This is a genomic window from Streptomyces sp. NPDC058579, assembly GCF_042718575.1.
GTDB lineage: Bacteria > Actinomycetota > Actinomycetes > Streptomycetales > Streptomycetaceae > Streptomyces.
In genome coordinates, this window is record NZ_JBHXPI010000015.1 from 37,566 (window position 1) to 56,272 (window position 18,707).

17 protein-coding genes and 3 pseudogenes are annotated in these 18,707 nt (G+C 69.3%); 14 read left to right on the forward strand and 6 right to left on the reverse strand.

Annotation, left to right across the window (positions count from 1 at the left end):
- The first annotated feature begins 1,500 nt into the window (after positions 1-1,500).
- From ACFWRO_RS18995 to ACFWRO_RS19055, 13 genes and pseudogenes are all read left to right on the forward strand, one after another.
- Entirely contained in the window at positions 1,501-1,953 is a 453-nt protein-coding gene (locus tag ACFWRO_RS18995; protein WP_384511609.1) for a phage tail protein, read from the forward strand.
- Positions 1,954-2,002: 49 nt separating this feature from the next.
- Complete coding sequence (locus ACFWRO_RS19000) at positions 2,003-2,716, forward strand: LysM peptidoglycan-binding domain-containing protein (protein WP_384511611.1); 714 nt, start codon at positions 2,003-2,005, stop codon at positions 2,714-2,716.
- A 44-nt stretch (positions 2,717-2,760) separates the two neighbouring features.
- Positions 2,761-4,497, forward strand: coding sequence for a VgrG-related protein (locus tag ACFWRO_RS19005; protein ID WP_384511613.1), 1,737 nt, complete (start codon positions 2,761-2,763; stop codon positions 4,495-4,497).
- 77 nt (positions 4,498-4,574) lie between these two features.
- Positions 4,575-4,904, forward strand: a complete 330-nt coding sequence (locus ACFWRO_RS19010; RefSeq protein ID WP_384511615.1) for a PAAR domain-containing protein — start codon at positions 4,575-4,577, stop codon at positions 4,902-4,904.
- Position 4,905: 1 nt separating this feature from the next.
- Positions 4,906-5,364, forward strand: coding sequence for a GPW/gp25 family protein (locus ACFWRO_RS19015; RefSeq protein ID WP_384511617.1), 459 nt, complete (start codon positions 4,906-4,908; stop codon positions 5,362-5,364).
- Complete coding sequence (locus ACFWRO_RS19020) at positions 5,351-7,303, forward strand: putative baseplate assembly protein (protein WP_384511619.1); 1,953 nt, start codon at positions 5,351-5,353, stop codon at positions 7,301-7,303. The genes ACFWRO_RS19015 and ACFWRO_RS19020 overlap by 14 nt, the downstream gene beginning before the upstream one ends.
- A gap of 35 nt (positions 7,304-7,338) precedes the next feature.
- Positions 7,339-7,950 (forward strand): hypothetical protein, encoded by a 612-nt coding sequence (locus ACFWRO_RS19025; RefSeq protein WP_384511621.1) that lies wholly within the window; start codon positions 7,339-7,341, stop codon positions 7,948-7,950.
- A 312-nt stretch (positions 7,951-8,262) separates the two neighbouring features.
- On the forward strand, positions 8,263-9,084 hold the full coding sequence (locus ACFWRO_RS19030) for an NADase-type glycan-binding domain-containing protein (protein ID WP_384511623.1): 822 nt from the start codon (positions 8,263-8,265) through the stop codon (positions 9,082-9,084).
- A complete protein-coding gene (locus ACFWRO_RS19035; RefSeq protein ID WP_384511625.1) occupies positions 9,081-10,394 on the forward strand; it encodes a hypothetical protein in 1,314 nt (437 codons plus the stop codon). The genes ACFWRO_RS19030 and ACFWRO_RS19035 overlap by 4 nt, the downstream gene beginning before the upstream one ends.
- A 68-nt stretch (positions 10,395-10,462) precedes the next feature.
- On the forward strand, positions 10,463-11,119 hold the full coding sequence (locus ACFWRO_RS19040) for a DUF4255 domain-containing protein (protein WP_384511627.1): 657 nt from the start codon (positions 10,463-10,465) through the stop codon (positions 11,117-11,119).
- Positions 11,116-13,023, forward strand: coding sequence for an ATP-binding protein (locus tag ACFWRO_RS19045; protein WP_384511629.1), 1,908 nt, complete (start codon positions 11,116-11,118; stop codon positions 13,021-13,023). The genes ACFWRO_RS19040 and ACFWRO_RS19045 overlap by 4 nt, the downstream gene beginning before the upstream one ends.
- 163 nt (positions 13,024-13,186) lie before the next feature.
- A pseudogene (locus ACFWRO_RS19050) lies at positions 13,187-13,627 on the forward strand (DUF4158 domain-containing protein); the annotation flags it as partial.
- 354 nt (positions 13,628-13,981) lie between these two features.
- Positions 13,982-14,947 (forward strand): annotated as a pseudogene (locus tag ACFWRO_RS19055) (IS256 family transposase); the annotation flags it as partial.
- 105 nt (positions 14,948-15,052) lie between these two features.
- On the opposite strand, the gene ACFWRO_RS19060 reads toward ACFWRO_RS19055, so the two are convergent.
- Both ACFWRO_RS19060 and ACFWRO_RS19065 read right to left on the reverse strand, forming a co-directional pair.
- Positions 15,053-15,700 carry a DsbA family protein gene (locus ACFWRO_RS19060; RefSeq protein ID WP_384511631.1) on the reverse strand — a complete coding sequence of 216 codons (648 nt, stop codon included), beginning with the start codon at positions 15,698-15,700 and terminating at the stop codon, positions 15,053-15,055.
- Between the two features lie 73 nt (positions 15,701-15,773).
- A complete protein-coding gene (locus ACFWRO_RS19065; RefSeq protein WP_384511633.1) occupies positions 15,774-16,184 on the reverse strand; it encodes an ester cyclase in 411 nt (136 codons plus the stop codon).
- A gap of 188 nt (positions 16,185-16,372) precedes the next feature.
- On the opposite strand from ACFWRO_RS19065, the gene ACFWRO_RS19070 reads away from it, so the two are divergent.
- A complete protein-coding gene (locus tag ACFWRO_RS19070) occupies positions 16,373-16,744 on the forward strand; it encodes a winged helix-turn-helix transcriptional regulator (RefSeq protein ID WP_384511635.1) in 372 nt (123 codons plus the stop codon).
- A gap of 23 nt (positions 16,745-16,767) precedes the next feature.
- On the opposite strand, the gene ACFWRO_RS19075 is transcribed toward ACFWRO_RS19070, so the two are convergent.
- The 4 genes and pseudogenes from ACFWRO_RS19075 to ACFWRO_RS19090 all read right to left on the reverse strand — a co-directional run bounded on the left by ACFWRO_RS19075 (position 16,768) and on the right by ACFWRO_RS19090 (position 18,574).
- Positions 16,768-17,031: a Tn3 family transposase gene (locus ACFWRO_RS19075; protein ID WP_384511825.1), complete on the reverse strand. Its 264-nt coding sequence runs from the start codon at positions 17,029-17,031 to the stop codon at positions 16,768-16,770.
- 109 nt (positions 17,032-17,140) lie between these two features.
- Positions 17,141-17,374 (reverse strand): annotated as a pseudogene (locus tag ACFWRO_RS19080) (Tn3 family transposase); the annotation flags it as partial.
- Positions 17,341-17,700: a Tn3 family transposase gene (locus ACFWRO_RS19085; protein ID WP_384511637.1), complete on the reverse strand. Its 360-nt coding sequence runs from the start codon at positions 17,698-17,700 to the stop codon at positions 17,341-17,343. The pseudogene ACFWRO_RS19080 and the gene ACFWRO_RS19085, both read right to left, overlap by 34 nt.
- A gap of 31 nt (positions 17,701-17,731) precedes the next feature.
- Positions 17,732-18,574: a group II intron maturase-specific domain-containing protein gene (locus ACFWRO_RS19090; RefSeq protein ID WP_384511639.1), complete on the reverse strand. Its 843-nt coding sequence runs from the start codon at positions 18,572-18,574 to the stop codon at positions 17,732-17,734.
- Positions 18,575-18,707: the final 133 nt, after the last annotated feature.

Consider the following 18,707-nt stretch of genomic DNA (forward strand, 5'->3'; position numbering starts at 1 on the left):
TCGTCCCCAGACTCCCTGAGCTCGGGCACGGTCACGTCGCGTTCCCCGGAAGCCCGGGCAACGGCGCCGCATCCGCTGGCCCAAACAAGCTCTTTCCCCACCCAAGGTCCCTCCCGCGAGGCTCAGGAGGCCCCCCACACCCGACAAACCACAACCGACGTGCCTGGGGATGTCCTCCCGACTGCGGAAGGGCGACCGACTGCGGCAGCGCCAGTTTTCGCCAACCCGGAACAGGCACACCAACCACCAGCGGCTCCGGCTCGCGCAACCTCCCCGTCAGCCCGAGGTGTTGCAGCTGCCGTAGCCTTCCCATCGCCCGCCCTCCGGCTGCCGGCCCCCGGGCCCGTACCGCCCCACCTGTCGTGTTACGGGCATCACCAGTTCCGTCAAGACGCGACGCCTGCTCGTGCCCCTGGCCATCGGGACCTCGTTCTCGTGGTACCAGCCGTGGACGAGCGTCGCGCCATCCACTTTCCCGGTCATGCTCTCGGGGCTCCGGCCGTGCACACCTCGAAGGTGCAGGGTCGTGGTCGCACTTCGGCCTCACCGGCCGGGGTGAGGTGGAGCAGCGCATCACGGCTGTGGACCGACACCGTCCGGCAGGAAACCACTCAGTTGTTGCCCGTCCTTGACTCGGCGATCGCCGGCACCGCGGAAGCCGATACCCGCACCCAACCGGCTGCGGCTCACGTGAGTGCGCCGCCCCGTGGACAGACCGTCTTCGTCCCGGCTGCGCCAAGTACGCGTACACCGCTACTGCTTGAGGCGCGGCGCCCACACGGCCCTGATTTCGGCGCATCCGGTGCTCCCTCGCGCCGCGCGCGTCCTGCGGATGGAGTTCGGGGAGCTGGGGTCTTTCGTTCCACTGAGATCAGCCGCGCCCCCGAGAACCGCACCCCCGCTGGTCGTGCCCACAGCACCAGGGCCCGCACCGCCTCGACCCGAGAATTCGGTCCGCGGCTGTTCGGGGGCAACGGCCGACCGAGTACTGCCCCCTCGCCTGCCCACCTGGTCCCCGTCCCGGTCCCGCGCACCTCGCGGATCGGTCCCCCTGGTACGGTCCGCTTCACGGCTCGGCCTCCCTCCCTGTCCTTCTCCCGGGCCGCGGCCCCGGTCATCGCCCCGCTGGTCTTCCCTCTCGCAGCCCGCGCCTCCGCCCTTCGGGCCGCCGCTCACACGCCTGCCGCAGAAGCATGCCGCATCCCCAACATCGAGCGCCCTGCGGTTGGGCTCGGGGAGGGGCAGCGAACCCTCACGCAGCACCTCGAAGCCCTTGACGACAGCCGGTCGACCTCCTCGTCTCCGCACACACCAGTACCCCAAGGGGCAGTCCCCACGATCCGCCGCCTCACTTCCCCCGTTACTGAGCCCGGCGCCGTCCCTGGAGGTCAGCTGTCCGTGGCCCCGCGAGTGGCCATCAGCCTGAGCCCCGCCCCGACGTCCCAGCACAGCGGATGGGGGGTCCCTTCGGGGCCGCTCTCAAGGAAAGTGAGATAGACCATGACCGGAACAGACTCCACAGGGTCGCGCCAGAGCACCACTGCCCACAAGTTCTTTCTGACCATTGACGGTAAGAGCTTCGACTTCTTCACTCGGTGTACGGGTCTGGGGCTCTCGGTGGACCTGGACGAATTCGATGACGGCGGGTTCAACGAATCGCCCATCCATCTGCCCAAGTCGATTCGATACTCAAATATCGTGCTGGCACGCCCTGTTACCCAATTGACCATGGACACCTGTCAATGGGTACAGAGGGCCGCCACCAACTCCGAACGTACGACGGGGCAGATCCGCTGCCTCGGTTCCAACGACGTCGAGGTGGCCAAATGGGACCTGCTGAACGTCATGCCGGTCGCCTGGCGAGGACCCGTGCTGGACGCGGAGAGCACACACGTACCCATGGAAGAGATTGAACTCGCACATGAGGGATTCTTCCCACCGGACATGACATAGCACCGCCCCCTCAACCCTCTGTCCTTCCCCTTCCCAGAAAGGAGGCGGCGTGAAAGAAGCACGTCACGAGAAGATGGTCAGGGCCGCGCTGGAGATCTATGCGCCGCCGAGCGGAGGCGGCGCCGGCCCCGGGGCGCTGCAGGAGACCGTCCAGCTCCAGTTCAATCCGGCCGCGCTCACCCTGGTCAAGGAAGTCGCCTGGGTGCGCAACAACGCCCGCTTGGCCTCGACCACTTCGGTGCCCGAGTTCACCGGCAGCCAGCCGCGGATTCTCACGGCCGACGTGGTGCTCAACAAACAGGACGACCAGGAGCAGTCCGTGGACAAGCGGGTGTCCCAACTGCTCCAGTGCTGTGTGCCCAGCGAAGGAAGCCTGCAGGCCAACCAACCGTCCCCGCCCTGGGTCAGGTTCCGCTGGGGAGGTTTCGAGTCGGTTTCCTACTACGCGTTCGTGAGCAAGGTGACGGCTTCCTACACCCGCTTCTCCACGCAGGGCGACCCGCTCCGCGCGGTGTGCGCCCTCACGCTCGAAGAGATCGGTATGACGGTCAAGGGGCAGAACCCCACGTCCGGTTCGCCTTCCTCCCGGCACTCCTACACATTCGTACAGGGAGATTCTCTGCCGTCCATCGCCGCTCAGCACAGCGGGCGGCCCGCCGACTGGCGCGCCATCGCCGAGATGAACGGGATCGACGATCCATCAAAGGTGCGGCCGGGACGAGAACTCCTGCTCCCCGGCGCCGGTGCCGACACCGGACTTTGACCACATTTCCTTTCTGGCCCGACTTCACAGAACAGGTATCGACTATGAGTACGCATCACACGGCGTCGCTCATCGCGCTTGTCGACGGCAGGCCCTTGCCCTCGGCCCACGCCGAACTGCTCGCCTGGGCAGCCGTCGAGGAGTCCACGCACGCGTCGGCTCATGCCGAAATCGGCTTTCGCGACCCCCAGCAGGCCGCCCTGCTCAAGGCGACCGGCATGGCGCTGGGCGGCCTGCTGGAACTGCGGGCCCAGACCGCCGACGGCACCCATGACCTGTTCGAAGGAGAGATCACCGGATGTGAGGCGCGGGCCGGCGACACGACGGGTGTGTTCACGGTCGTACGGGCGGATGACCGCGCGCACCGGCTGAAGCGCGGCAACAGGACGGTCGCGTACACCCAGATGTCCGCGCACCAGATCGCCGAAAAGATCGCTGGGCAGTACGGCCTGCGAACCGGCAGCATGGAGTCCAAGGGCGCCGTGTACGACTTCCTCACCCAACCGGCCATGTCGGACTGGGACTTCCTGCGGCACCTCGCGCGTGAGAACGGCTGCGATGTGTATGTCCGCGCCGGCGCTCTGCACTTCCACCCACCCTCCCTGTCGGCCGCTCCCGCCCTGGGCACCCCGGCTCAGCAGAGCCCGTTCGCCCTGGAGTTCGGTGCCAACCTCCTCAAGGTGTCCTCGGCGGCAACCACGCGCGGGCAGGTCGGCACGGTCCTGGTGCGCGGCTGGGACCCGGAGAAGAAGGAGCCGCTCACCGCGACGGGCGAGCCGGGATCCGCCTCGGTCCATGAGGTGCCATGGCGGTCGGAGAGCACCGCTGTACGTGAGGAGCCCGGCCTCCCCCGGGCATCACAGGACGAAGTCGAACAGGTCGCCCGGGCCGGCGCACAGCGCGTGGCCGATGCTCTGAGTGAACTGACCGCGGTCGTGCGCGGGGAGCCCCGGATCCGCTTGCGCTCGACGGTCGCCTTGACCGGGCTGGGCGAGCAGTTCCAGGGCCGCTACGCCGTCACCTCGGTGCGCCATGTCTACCACCCGGAGGACGGCTACCTCAGCGAGCTGACCGTCGGTGAGGGCGATGGCGCGGAGGAGTGCGGGGCCGGTCTACGTCGCTTCTTCGGTCTGGTGCCCGGCACGGTCGTCAACATCCAGGACCCGGGCAAGCAGGGCCGGGTCAAGGTGCAGCTGCCGTGGCTCTCGGAGACGTACGAGAGTAACTGGGCCCGCACGGTCCAGCTCGGCGGCAGCGGGGGCTACGGGGCTGTGCTGCCCGAGGTGAAGGATGAAGTGCTCGTCGGCTTCGAGCAGGGCTGTGTGGATCGCCCGTACGTGCTCGGCGGCCTCTACAACGGCGTCGACAAGCCTCGGCCGGCCCAGAGCGGCCTGGAGCTGTACGACGGGACGAAGGGCGTCGGCAACCGGCGCTCGTTCGCCTCCAAGGAGGGGCACCGCCTGGAGCTGCTGGACGCCGGGGCCCAGGGCATGGGCGCGGTTCTGGTCAGTGGCGACGACAAGCTGCGGATCCAGCTCGACCAGCATCAGACCCTCATCACCGTGCACAGCGACGGAAAGGTGGAGATCGCCGCGTCGAAGGGCATCACGCTCGACGCGGGTGACGGGCCGCTGGAGCTCAAGGGTCAGGACATCACCCTGTCCGGGAGGAACGTGGACATCGCCGCGAACGTCGACGCCAAGGTATCCGGCGGCAAGACCGTCACAGTCAAGGGCGGGATGAATGCCGACGTCACGGCAGCCCTGGTAAGGATCAACTGATGGGTGACAAAAGATTTTTGCACCCAGAACCGCACCGCCCCCGAGCCGATTCCGCATCCGACCGAAAGCCCACTTCCATGCCTGCCGCCGCCCGCATCGGTGACGCCACCTCCCACATCCCCAACCCGAGCCCCCTGCCCGCCCGGGCCGGAACGGGCGCCGTGACCGGCCCGCCCCTGGCCACCACCGTCCTCATCGGCGGTCAACCGGCCGCCGTGGGCGGCTCCTTGGCGACGTGCGCCTTCCCGGGCCATGTGCCCCCACTGCCCCCGATGCCGCTCGTCGCCATGCCCCTTCCCGGCAAGACGGTGCTGATCGGCGGACAGCCCGCCGCCGTCATGGGCGACAAACTCCCGTGCGGAGCCACGGTCGTCGGCGGCTACGCCACCGTGAAGATCGGCGGCTGAGGTGTCCGAGCACTTCATCGGCCGGGGCTGGGCGTTCCCGCTGGGCGTCAGCGCGTCCGGCGGGATCGCGATGGCCGACGGCCGGTACGACGTCGAGCAGTCGATCCGGCTGATCCTGAGTACCGAGCCCGGAGAGCGGCCCATGCGCCCCGAGTTCGGCTGCGCCATACGCGACCGGGTCTTCGGCTCCTTCGACGCGTCCACGGGCGGGGCGATCGCGCACGAGGTCCGGCGGGCCCTGGAGCGCTGGGAGCCGCGCGTCGTCGTGGACGACGTCACCGTCTCCCAGGACGGGGAGCGCCAGGAAGTCCTGCACGTCCATCTGGGCTACCGGCTGGCGCACACCAACAACCGCCGCAATCTGGTCCACCCCTTCTATGTGATTCCCGCCCACCAGGGCGAGGAGGCGTCGTCCCCGGCCGCGGACGACTCCCGGAGTGATACTGATGTCTCTGCCTAGCCCCCTTCTCGACGACCGCCGCTTCCAGGACCTCGTCGACGACGCCAAACGCTTCATTCAACGTCGCTGCCCGGAGTGGACCGACCACAACGTCTCGGACCCCGGCGTCGCCCTGATCGAGGCGTTCGCCCAGATGGTCGACCAGCTGTCGTACCGTCTCAATCGCGTACCCGACAAGGTGCATCTGGAGTTCCTGAACCTGCTCGGTGTGCAGCGCATCGCGCCTCAACCGGCCCGCACCAAGCTGACGTTCTGGCTCTCGGCCCCGCAAAAGACGCCGGTGTGCGTGCCGGTCGGGGCCGAGGTCGCCACCCCCCGCACGGGCCACGGCGAGGCGTGCGTGTTCACGGTCGACCGCGAACTGGTGGTGTCGCCCGCCTCGTTCGAGCAGATCGGCACCGCCCCGGCGGGAGCGGCCGCCGAACTCGTCACCGAACGGTTCACCGCGGGTGAGCCGGTGACCTGCTTCGCCCAGCCGCCCGTGCCCGGGGACAGCCTACTGATCGGCCTGTCCGACGCGGCACCCCGGTGCACGGTGGCGCTGCGGATCGACTGCGCGCTCGACGGGGTGGGCGTCGATCCGCGCCGCCCGCCCCGGGTGTGGGAGGCCTGGTGCGGTGAGCGCTGGGTGGCCTGCCAGGTGGCCAGTGACGGAACCGGGGGTCTCAACCGGCCCGGCGAGGTCGTCCTGCACGTGCCGGAGGGCCATGTGCCCTCGCTGATCGCCCGGCGCCGGGCCGGCTGGCTGCGGTGCCGGGCGGTGGAGGCCGCTCCCGGGCAGCCGTCCTACTCCGCTTCGCCGAAGGTCAGGTCCGTGGAGGCGTACACGATCGGCGGCACCACCACCGCCGTGCACGGTGAGCCGGTGCCGCACGACGAGCTCGGTGTCTCCGACGGCACCGCAGGACAGAGCTTCACGGTGCAGCACACCCCGGTCGCGTCCGGTTCGCTGCGTACCGTGACCGTCGACGGGCGCACCGGGCGGCAGGCGTGGGTGGCGGTGCCGTCATTCGCGGACTCCACTGCGGAGGACCTGCACGTGACCGTGGACGAAGTGACCGGGACCGTGCGGTTCGGACCCGCGGTGCGTCAGCCGGACGGCGAGGTACGCCAGTACGGTGCCGTCCCTCCGGTGGGCGCGCGGGTCCTCGCGGGCCCCTACCGGCGCGGCGGCGGCCGCCAGGGCAATGTGGCACCGCACACGCTCACGGTCCTGCGCACCCCGCTCGCCCTGGTCGCGCGTGTCGAGAACCGGGGCAGCGCGAGCGGCGGCGTGGACGCCGAGTCGATGGAGAACGTGCGGCGGCGGGCGAGCCAGTGGCTGCGTACCCAGGACCGTGCCGTCACGGCCAAGGACTACGAGACCATCGTGGCGTCCGCGTGCCGTGATGCGGGCCGTATCGAGTGCGTCGCCGACGCGTCGTCCCAGGGCGCGTCCAGCCTCGTACGCGTCCTGGTCATCCCTCAGGTCAGGGACGTGCGGGAGGAGGACGGCTGGCGCGAACTGGTGCCCTCTCAGACCATGTTGGAGGCTGCCGGGCGGGCCGTCGAAGCGGCCCGGCCCCTTGGGGTGCGCGTTGCCGTGAGCGGCCCCGCCTACCAGGGCGTCACGGTGGTCGCCGAAGTGGAGGCGGCGAAGGGCGTTGACCGTCCTGAGGTACGCGAACGAGTGCTGCGCGCGCTGTACGAGTGCCTCAGCCCCCTGCCGTCGCAGGACGGCGAGCGGCCCGGCTGGCCGCTGGGGCGCGCCCTGCGACTGAGTGATCTGTACAGCGTGGCGGCCCGCTGCCGGGACGTGGAGTCCGTGATCAAGCTGGAGATGTATCCGGCGGACCTGTCCACGGGCGAGCGGAAGGCCTCCACAGAACGCCTGGATGTCGATCCGGCCACGTTGTTCCTGTCGTTCCGCCATCAGGTCGCGGTCAAGAAGTCCCGGTGAACGCCCGCCCGTCCCGCGCCAGCAAAGGAGGCTTCGTGAGCGCCCGAAGCGCCCCGAGTCCCGCTCCCATTCCGCCCCTCGTTCCCGGAAGCCGCTCCCTGCGGGCGATCCTGCCCGAGAGCTACCGGCAGGGCGACTTCGCCGACCGGTTCATCGCGGGGTTCGACGACACCCTCGCCCCGGTGATCACGACGCTGGACTGCCTCGACGCGTACTTCGGCGCGCGGACCGCGCCGGAGCACTTCCTCACCTGGACGCTGGGCTGGTCCGACACCGTCCTGCCCGCCTGGATCGGTGCGACCGGCCGGCGCAACGCACTGCTGCTGGGCCGCCGCCTGCACGGGCTGCGGGGCACCCGGCAGGGCCTGGAGCTGCTGGTCCGCGAGGTCCTCGGGGGCCGGATGGAGATCTCCGAGTCGGGCGGCACGCAGTGTTCGACTTGGCCCGAGCAGCCGTCGGTCACGGACGGCGAGGCGTGGGCCCGGATCCATGTGCTGCTGCCCCACGGCACGGCGCGGCGCGCCGGTGTCATCGAGGACGCCGAAGACCTCGTACGCGAGTGGGTCCCGGCACACGTCAGCGCCACCGTCACCGTGGCGGACGACGCCGACCCTCTCACGGCGGTGGCGCCCGGAGGTGCGCGGTAGATGGGGCCGAACAGAAACGCGGGGCCCGGACCCGGGGGGCTGGGGAACCGGGGCATCTGCCCCACGTGCGGAACCCCCGCCTACCCCGGGGAGATGTTCTGCGTGGCCTGCGGTGGATACCAGGGATGGGAGATCACCGGCAGTCAGGCCGTGCTGCACCCTGATCCGGTCATGCCCGGTCCCGACCAGCAGCCACCTCCGCCCGTCTCCGGCGATCGCGCCGCCTGCCCGGGAGACTTGGGGAACTCCGGTGGTCAGGCGGGCTCGTGGGATCAGCCCGCTATGGGGCACGGGGCCGCGGGGCACTGGGCCATGCCCGTCGAGCCCCTGGTCATCCGGGGCGAGGTCCTCGCCCGGCCGGATCCCGAGCCGGCCGCCGAGTCGGAGTTCGCCGAGGTGCACCGGCTGCTGCTGTGTCCCGCCTGCCGCAGCGGAAATCCCGAGACGCGTCAGTACTGCCAGCCGTGCGGGGGCCTCCTGCGTCCTGTGCCGGAACCGCCCGAGCCCACCCGCTGGCAGCGGCTGCGGGAGCAGCATCTGGAGCGGCCCGACGTATGGCACTTCGACCGACGCTGGCTGACCGTGCTCATCGCCCTGCCGCTGTGCTTCGCCGTCGGGACGGCCGCCGTACGCGCGGTCAATGCCGGCGAGGAGGCTCTGCCCTGGGTCAAGGACCGTTTCGCAGGTCAGAGCAGTGTGGCGGCCGACTCGGTCGAGGCGTCCAGTGAGGCCAAGGGGTTCGATGCGAAGCTCGCGGCGGACGGGGTCGACAACCGCGCCTGGGCACCTGCGGGACAACCCGCGGACGCGGTGGGGCATGCCTGGACCGCCACGTTCCAGCATCCGTTCCGCCTGACCACGCTGTCCCTGATCAGCGGCGTCTCACCCAAGCCCAAGGAGTATCTGCAGACCGGCCGACCCACGAAGGTCACCGTCACCGCGACCACGACGCAGGGACGCACAGTCCGCAAGAGCCTCACCCTCTTCGACCAACCGGGGCCGCAGCGATTTGCTCTCGGCATCGACGGGGTCGTGTCGGTGGAGATACGGATCGACGCCGTGCGGTCCGGTCTGAAACCGAAGGCGCCCATCGCCCTCGCAGAAGTCCAGTTCTTCACCAGGCGGACCACATGACACTGCGCGCCGAACTGATCGTTCCCGACGAGCCGGTGCCGCCCGGGGAGAGCGCGACCGCCCATCTGCATGTGTGGAACGAGGGCCGGATCGTCGACGCGTACGATCTCGAGCTGCTCGGGCCCCCGGCACAGTGGCGCGAGGGCGAGGCCTCGCTGGGCCAGCTCCCGGTGTATCCGGGCAACCATGAAAAGATCAACATCCCGCTTCTGGTGCCGCGCACTGCCGAACTCGCCCCGGGAGAACTACCGTTCGCCATCCGCGTGGTGTCGGCGGAGAACCCCGATGTGGTGGCGGTGCCCGAAGCCTCCCTGGTCATCGGCGCGTTCCAGGACGCCGAGATCGAGACGGTCCGCTCGCGCACAGCCGGTGCCCTGTGGTCGAGCAATTTGATCGTCCTGCGCAACACCGGCAACGCGCCCGTGACGCTGCGCCTTCGGGTGAGCCCCGAGTCGCCGGAGGCGCCGCTGCGGGTACGGGCCCGCCGTAGCCGGCTGCAACTGGCGCCCGGAGAGAAGGCCCGGGTCGCCGTCGGGGTACGTGTGCATCCGCCCGGGCTGGTGGGCGCGGCAGCCCCATGGAAGGTTGCGGCCGGTGCCGAGTGGGGCGGCGGCGAGCAGGAACGGGGCGCCTCGTTCGTCCACCGGCAGCGGGCCCTGCTGCCCAAGCCGCTGTTCAAGGCGCTGGTGGCGCTGGCCGCGGTGGTGGTGGCCGCGGCCGTACTGTGGTTCTCGCCGGTCGGCAAGAAGACCCCGGCGGCCAAGACCGAGTCGGCCAAGGGACCCTCGCAGGCGGAGGCGGTGGAGCAGGCCGAGAAGAAGGCCGACGCTCAGGAGAAGGAGCAGAAGGAGCTGGAGGAGAAGCAGGCCGAGGCGGTGGGCGCGCTGCGGAAGCAGCCGCTGCAGACATCGCTGTTCGTCGACTCCAAGAGTCGTAAGACCTCCGCCCGCTACAAGGTGCCCAAGGGCTATCGCCTGGTGCTGAAGACCGTACAGATCACGGCCTCCGGACCGGAGACAGGCACGCTGCTGCTCAATGCCGCGGGACAGCCGCTGGCCAGCATGGGTACGCACAATGCCAAGGACTTCACTCCTAAGGCACCGGTCAGCGTCAAGGCCGGGTCCGCCATCACGCTCGACCTGGACTGCACGGCGGCCCCACCGCCGCCCGCTCCGTCCAATGGCGGCGCGGGAGCACCCTCCGCGGGCCCCGGGGACGGGGCAGCCGCGACCTGCACGGCCACCGCGCTTGTCAGCGGCGATCTGGTCCCGCTGGAGGGGCCGTTCGCCGAGCCCGACCCACTTCAGTAGTCCATGTCTTGACCTGCCGTCAGAACAACCTTGCCCTGTCCCCGACCACAGCATCCGGGAGATGACCTGTGTCCCTGGTCCAGTACGTCGACGAACTCCTCGCGGCACACCTGCAACAAGGCCCCTTGCGCCAAGTGACCGCGCAGGTCATCTTCGACACCCCCAACGCCGACTGGTCAGCACGTCGTTCGGGCCCCTGCGTGAACCTGTATCTGTACGGCATCGACGAGGACCAGAACCGGCGGCAGTCGGGCGAGACGAGCGTCATCGACGAAGAGGGCAAGGTCGTCGGCTACAGCCACCCGCGCCGCTATTTTCGGATGAGTTACGCGCTCACCGTCTGGGCCCAGTCCGTCGAGGACGAGCACCGCCTGCTGGGCACCCTGCTGGAGTGGTGTGTACGTAACGACACGCTGGCCCCGCTCTCCTCCCGAGGTGCGCGCGAGCCGCTCTCGCTGCGCCTGCGCGACAGCCAGGACGGCGCGGAGAGCCCGTTGTCGCGCATCTGGAGCGGTCTGGGTTGTTCCGTCCGGCCGGCGCTCGACCTCTTGGTGACCATCCCGATCAGCCGCCCCGATGTGAGCGCGAAGGCACCACCGGTGGACGGAATGACCTTGAGGGCCCGTCGCACCGATCCGGTGGAAACCCCGCACGCGGCCCCCGTCGGTGCGACGGGCAAGCGTCAGAACCCCCGTCCCCGGCGCCGCGTGGAGGAGATCGCATGACCGAGCCTTTCCCTGAGGTCCCGTCCGGGGCCCCGCCCAAGTCCCTGCTCGCGTACCGCATGGAGGAACTGGAGGACCGGCTACGGCAGTTGTACCTGGCGCGGTCCTCGGACCCGTCGTCCGCGGCACCCGGCCCTGCCGTACTGCACGAGGCTCCGGACCTCGCGGACTGCGACCCCGGTGATCCACTGGCCGGGCTGTGCCGCGCTTTCGGCCTGGACGCCGTCGAGGCGGATCTGCTCGTCGCCGCGCTGCTGCCGGAGGTGAACGCCGACTGCGCCGGCGCCTACCGGATGCTCGGTCCGCTGCCCCGCCCCTCGGCCGCCACCGCCCTCGAACTCGCCGGGCTCTCCCTCACCGAGGCCGTCGCCCGGGGCCTGCTGCACGACGGTTCAGCGTTGCTGTCCGGCGGGCTCGTCGTCTTCGAGAACCCGCAGGACCCGTTCGCCGAGCGCTGCCTGCGCGTACCGGACCTGGTCGTACGGCATCTGCTCGCAGACACCGATGCCCCAACTCCCCTCGGAGACCGGCGGCTTCGGGGCGTGCCGCCGATTCCCTGTGCGCCGGACACGCGCGACGATACGGCGCTGGCCGCCCTGACCGCGCAGCTGCGTACAGACGCCGTCGGCGCGCTCTATCTGCGCGAGAGCGTCACCGGGGCGGCACTGCCCACGGCCTGCTCCGCATTGCGCGCGGTGGGCCGCACCCCGCTGCTGCTGGATCCGTTCGACCTGGAGCACACCGAGACGGAACTGCTGAACAGCATCCGCCTCGAGGGCCAGCTCGCGCACGGCGGCATCGTCATCCCCGCCTACCTGGACGAGGGCGACCCCGCCCTGCCCGTGCTCAGCCGTCTGGTCTCCGGGCTTGCCCGCGGCCCGCTGCCCGTCGTGCTGTACGGCAGCGAGGTGTGGCAGGAGAAGGTGTGGAGGACCGTGCCCCGGGCCACGTTCGACGTACGGGGAGCAGCCCGGGCCAGGCCGCTGCCCACGGCGGCGGGCGCGGTCATCGACATCGCGCGGCGGGACGCCGTGGTGCGCGGCGAGGCACTGCCGGTCGAGACCGCGCGGCACCTCGCCCACGCGCAGGCCGCCCGCAGCCTGGGACAGCTCGCCCGGCCCGTCACCCCGCAGGTCGCACTGGAAGACCTCGTCCTGAGCGACTGGGTGCGTGAGCAGTTGGACATGCTCGTCTTCCGGATCGAGCGGCGCGAGGAGGTCCTGGGCACCCACGGCCTGCGGCGCGGCGGCGGGAGGGGGTGGGGCGCGACGGCTTTGTTCACCGGGGAGTCCGGCACCGGCAAGACGATGGCGGCGGAAGCCGTCGCGGGCCGGCTCGGCCTGGACTTGTACATCGTCAGCCTGCCGAGCGTGGTGTCAAAGTACATCGGCGAGACCGAGAAGAACCTGGAGCGGATCTTCTATGCGGCCGAGACGCTGGAGTGCGTCGTTCTGTTCGACGAGGCCGACACGCTCTTCTCCAAGCGGGGAGCGGTCAAGGACTCCAACGACCGCCACGGCAACCTGCAGATCGGCTATATGCTCCAGCGCCTGGAGCAGTTCAACGGTCTGGCGATCCTGACCACGAACCTGCGAGCCAATGTGGACAGCGCCTTCACCCGGCGCTTCGACGAAATCGTGGAGTTTGCCAGTCCGACGGCGGACGTGCGGGCCGAACTGTGGCGCCGCTATCTCGCCGAGAGCCCCGACGCGGCATCCGACGTGGGCGACGTTGCGCAGGACTACGCGCTGGCGGGCGGTAATATCCGGGCGGCCGTGGAGACCGCGGTCTTCCGGGCCTCGGCACTGGGGCGGCCCGTGGCCTCCGACGATGTACTCAGAGGGGTGGAGACGGAGTACAGGAAGCTCGGCCGACTGTTCCAGCCGCCGACCGCCCCCGAGTAGCCGAGCGCCCACTCATGGAACTGAACCACGGCCTTGGGGACCAGCGGTACAACCGTTGGCACCAAGCACTTGATCATGGTCGTCTAGCGCAGGCGATCGGCCTTTTGCGCGGGTTCTCCGGAAGATCCTCGATCACTGGCGGAGGGTGGCTACCGTCCGCCGCATGCCAGTGGAATTTCTGACTGATGAGCAGGCCGAGGCGTACGGGAAGTTCGCCGAGGAGCCGACGCGGCCCGAGCTGGAACGGTTCTTCTTCCTCGACGACGAGGACCGGAAGCTGATCGCGATGCGGCGTGGTGACCACAATCGCCTCGAGTGCACCGAGCGGCTGAAGACGGCGTAGGAGCACGCGTGGGAGATCCGCGACGCGTACGGCTACCATCCCTACGAGGACCATGCCCAGGGCCGGAAGTTCCGGGCGTTCTTGCACGGCCGGGCCTGGACGCCGCACGCCGAGGGGCCGAAGGCTTTGTTTGATCACGCGGTGGGCGTGCTGCGCGGGCACCGGGTGCTGTTGCCGGGGGTGAGCGTGCTGGCCCGGCAGGTCTCCGAGGTCCGCGCCATCGCGGTGAAGCAGCTGCACACCACGGTCGCGAGGTCCGCCGGCGGGGGGACCCACGTGGGCGCCGAGGGCCTGGGCCACCTGACGTCGCAGGCTCGCCTCACCGCGGTAGGGGGTGTAGGCCAGCTCTCCGCGCTCGGCCGCGGCGGTGAAGTGCGTCAGGGCCCACAGGGGCGGTGGGAAGCGGACCGTGTCGAAGTGCGTGGTGTCCAGGACGACCGCCCTCGGCCCCCGACGGCGTCCCGGCCCCGGGCCGTCTCGCGGACGGCCTGCCGGACGTACTCGTCGGCGGCCCTTGCGGACAGGGCGTCTTCTGCGGCGCCTACCGACTGTCCCACCCTCGCGGTGGTGCAGATTCTCCGTACTTGGTGGAGCACTCACAGGAGTACGTCGACAGCCTTCGAGCCGCAGATCGTCAAGAAGCGGCAGCGCCGGCTGACCGGCGTCGATGAGATGGTTCTGCCGTTGTCCGCGAAGGGCCTCACCCACGACGAGATCTTCGCACATCTGGCCGAGGTCTACGGCGCGGAGGTCTCCAAACAGACCATCTCGACGGTCACCGATTCGGTGATGGAGGGCATGGCCGAATGGCAGGCCCGCCCGCTCGACCGCGTCTATCCGGTCGTGTTCATCGACTGTATCAACGTGAAGATCCGCGAGGGCCAGGTCGCCAACCGGCCCATATACATGGCCCTAGCGGTCACCGCCGAGGGCCACCGCGACATCCTGGGACTATGGGCCGGCGGCGAAGGGGGCGAGGGCGCCAAGCACTGGCTCCGCGTCCTGACCGAGCTGAAGAACCGCGGCGTCGAAGACGTCCTCATGCTCGTCTGCGACGGGCTCAAGGGCCTGCCCGACGCCGTCGGCGAGGTCTGGCCCAAGACCGTCGTCCAGACCTGCGTCGTCCATCTGCTGCGGGCGTCGTTCCGCTATGCAGGCCGCCAGGACTGGGACAAGATCGCCAAAGCCCTCAAGCCCGTCTACACGGCGTCGACCGAAGACGCGGCGACCAGCCGGTTCCTCGAGTTCTGCGAGGAACGGGACACCAAATATCCCGCGATCGTCCGGCTCTGGGAGAACGCGTGGGCCGAGTTCGTCCCCTTCCTGCAGTTCGACGCGGAGGTCCGCCGGATCGTCTGCACCACCAACGCGATCGAGTCCGTGAACGCCCGCATCCGCCGGGCCGTCCGGGCCCGCGGACACTTCCCCTCGGAGAACGCCGCGCTGAAGTGCATCTACCTCGAGGTGATGTCTCTCGACCCGACCAGCACGGGCCGCAAACGCTGGACCAGCCGCTGGAAGCGGGCTCTGCAGGCCTTCGACATCGCCTTCGACGGACGCCTCACCGACAACCGAATCTGACCCCAAAGACCAACCCAGTTACACCGTCTACTGGACAGACCCTGGCGCCCCCTGGGCTTGCTACCCGGCCGAGCGGAGCGGGGCCTTCGAGCGCGGGTGGTGTGATCATCGCGGGCTGTCGCGGCCGAGGGCGGAGTCAATCCGGCGGCCGAGGTCCTGGGCGGAGGTGCCCAGGCTTCGCAGACGCCGGGGACCGGTGCCGTTGTCGGTGAAGAGGGTGGGGAAGGCGTCGACTCCCAGATCCTTGGCCTGGGTGAACTCCGCGCGGGCGGCGGTGTGGTGGGCGGGATCGCTGAGCACGGCTGCGGCGGCTTCGCTGTCGAGTCCATGCCGGGTGGCGAGGACGCGGTAGGTGGCAGGGTCGGACAGGCTCAGGCCCTCGATGTAGAAGGCGTGGCTCAGCTCGGCTGCGAAGTCCAGCGCCTTGGCGGGCGCCAGTGCGCGCAGTCCGGCCAGGCCGGCGGCGGCGTCCTGGGAGTCCATGACGAAGTCTCCCTGGTCCAGGAGGCGGAGGAAGGCGGGGCCGAATTCGACACGCGTGACCTGGGTGACGCGGTGTCGGGCGGTGGGGATGTGGGTGAGTTCACGCAGGGGGACGCGGCGGGTGCCGGTGAACAGGCCTCCGGAGATCACCTCCACGGTGAGGTGCGGGCGGTCGGCGACTGCTTCGCGCAGCCACGGGGTGAAGCCGTGGCACCAGCCGCAGTAGGCGTCGAATACGTAGGTCACATGGTTGTCGGCGGGTTTTGCCACGGGTTCCTTCGAAGGTTCGGTTCGGGGCGGGCGGGACGCCGTGGGGTTCGGCGCCCCGCCCGGGGGTGTGGGGTCAGGGGGTGAGCTGGAGGTGGAGCTGGAGGAGTTCCTCTACGTGGCGGATCTCGGTGATCTGGCCGTCGGTGACGTGCATGAGGTCGGTGCCGGTGAAGGAGACGGGGCGTCCGGTGGCGGGGGTGCCGAACCAGTCACCGGTGTGGGTGGCGGTCATGCGCCAGTGGCTGACGACCCAGCCGTCCCCGGTCTCGCCCTGGTAGATGACTTCGTGGCGGGTGCCGGTGAAGCCGTCCCGGACAGCGGCGACCAGCATCCGCATACCATCGATGCCCGACGCGGCGCCGGGGACAGGGTTGTGGTCGACGAGGCTGGGTGCGAGAACGTCGTCGAGGCCGGCGACGTCGCCGGAGTCGAAGAGCTGGTACACGCGGGCGGCAACGGCGCGGGAATCGAGGGTCGTGTTCACGGTGGCTCCTTGGTGAGCGGTATGGGGGAGAGATCCCGGGGCGGACTGGGGTGTCGGCCCCACGCCCGGTTCGACCGGGGCGGTGCCCGAATGATTTCCCAAGGAAACCAATATCTTCAAGGTGCTATAGTGACCTCATGGAAACTAATGAGATCAGGGCGGTTTCTGGGCTTCCGACACGGGGGGACTTGCGGAACCCCGACTGCCCGAGCCGGGACGCACTGGACCGCCTCGGCGGCAAATGGAGTGTCCTGATCATCCTGACGCTCGCCTCGGGGACCTACCGGTTCTCCGCCCTGCGCGACGAGGTCACGGGCATCACCGCCAAGGTCCTGACCGCCAACCTCCGCGACCTGGAACGGGACGGCCTGGTGACCCGCACCGTCTACGCCGAAGTCCCGCCCCGCACCGAGTACAGCCTCACCCCGCTGGGCGGCAGCCTGATCGAGCCGTTCCTCGCGATCCGGGAGTGGGCGGAAACCCACACCGTCGAGATCCACCGCCACCGCACCACCCACGACCGGGCGGCTTCCACAGCCCATTGCGACCAGGCCATGTGAGCACCGGCTGGGCGGGCGCGGGGTCACAAAGAGGCCGTGGCCGCCTCAACCCGCGGGGTGCGTGGGCCGGGCACCGTAGCCCGGACGGACAGGTCCAGATCGAGGCGGCTGTTCATGTTCAGCTCGAACCGGCCGTACGGGGTCACATGAGTCCAGAACAGCGGCGACAGCGCGCGGCGGTCCGCGTCGGTGAGCTTGTCCGCCCAACTCGCATCGGCCAGGACCTCCTGCATCAGCAGCGTGTTGACGTGCACCAGCGCGGACTGGAGCAGGTGCAGCGCGAGCAGGCTGACCTCCTGGGACTCCTTGTCCGTACCGGCCAGGTCGCCGTCCTTGCCGTAGAATGAGGTCCCGATTCGCCGAGTTCCAGTTCTCCACCACCTGCAACCCCTCGTGGATCTCCTGGCGCATCTCGACGTCCGCGAGGTAGTCGCAGACGAACGAGGTCCGTACCGCCCGGCCCAGCTCCTCGATCGCCCGGTACGTCGGATGCTTGGGCCCTCCGCGGGTGAAGCGCCGCAGGACTTGCTCGGCCTCGACGGTGCCCAGCAGCAGGGCGGTGGTGTACTTCACGATCTGGTCGTACTGCTGGCGGATCAGGTCCCAGTCGATCGTCTTGGTGGAGAGCACCGGTCCCAGTTTGGCCAGTTGTCGTCCTGACCGGCGGCCGGCCGGTACAGCTTCGCGGAGCCGATGTTCTTCAGCCTCGGCATCAGCTTGAAGTCGAGCATGTGGGCGAAGGCGAAGGCGAAGCCGACGATGGAGGCGCCGTGCGTGTCGGTGTACTGCCAGTCGACCTCCATGTCGGTGCAGTGCCGCAGCACGCCCTCGATCATCGAGGCGACCTCGGAGGCCGAACAGGAATTGAGCTGGGAGTAGATGCAGACCGACTTCCGCTCTACAGTCGGGTAGCCGGGGCCCATTGCTGGGACCCCGGCCCCCTCAGAACCGGGCATGCGGGTTTCCCCGCACCACGGCTCAAGCAGGTCACGTGGGCCTGCCCGCATCTGCGCCTTCGAGCGCGTGATGCTGCTGGTGGCATTGCGAGTGCAGGAGTTCGAGGTCCTTCAGGTCGTTTCCGCCGCCGTGCTTTCGGTGCACGATGTGGTGCACGTTCAGCGTCCGGCGGACGGCGTCGAACCAGGACACCCAGTCGTGGATGTTGTCCGGTTCGAACTCGGCTCCTTCGACGAGATCGAGGCCGCACCGTGCGCATCGGCCCTTCTGACGGACGGCGAGAGTCTGGACGAACTTGTTCTCCAGTCCCAGCTTTGTCCGTCTGGCCGCGCGCTCGGCCCAGTAGCCGACCAGCGCCGGGTCGTCCTTGGAGTGCGTCCCAAGGACCGGCACGTGCCGGACGATCCTGGTCATCGCGGCGGGCTTGATGTGCACCGAATCTTCGCCGAAGATCCAGCGGTTCTCACTCCCGGGAACCCGCGTGCCCCAGTACCGGGCCGCGACCCACTGCCTTCCTTTCCGCCGATGCTGTCTGCACGCCCAGTTCCACAACTGACCGAACAAGATCCGATCGATATCCGTGAAGGCCCTCTTGGAGCTCCAGGGGCGGTAGTACATGGTCCAGCCCCGAACGAACGAGTTCATCTGGCGGATCAGCAGACCCGCAGGGTTCCCCCGATTCGTCACATGCGAGATGCGTCCGGGGTGGATGCCCTCTCTGACCCGGGAGCCGCGGTGACCTACTCCGGTGATGGCAGATGACATCCGGAGTCGCGCAGGGGTTCTCACCCGGTAGCTCCTAGACCGCCTCGACAGCTTCCACTGAGGCGGGTGATCTTTACGAGTCCTCATCAAGGGTTCACTTGTGTTCATCCGTCCGGACTTTCCCCGACCCGTACCGATCCAGTGGTCGAATCGGCCTTCGGTCTGGTGGCCAGGCTCCGCACCGAGGAATTACTTCCTCCGCACGCTGGCTGGGGAATCGACCAGTTGGTCACAGGTCGAA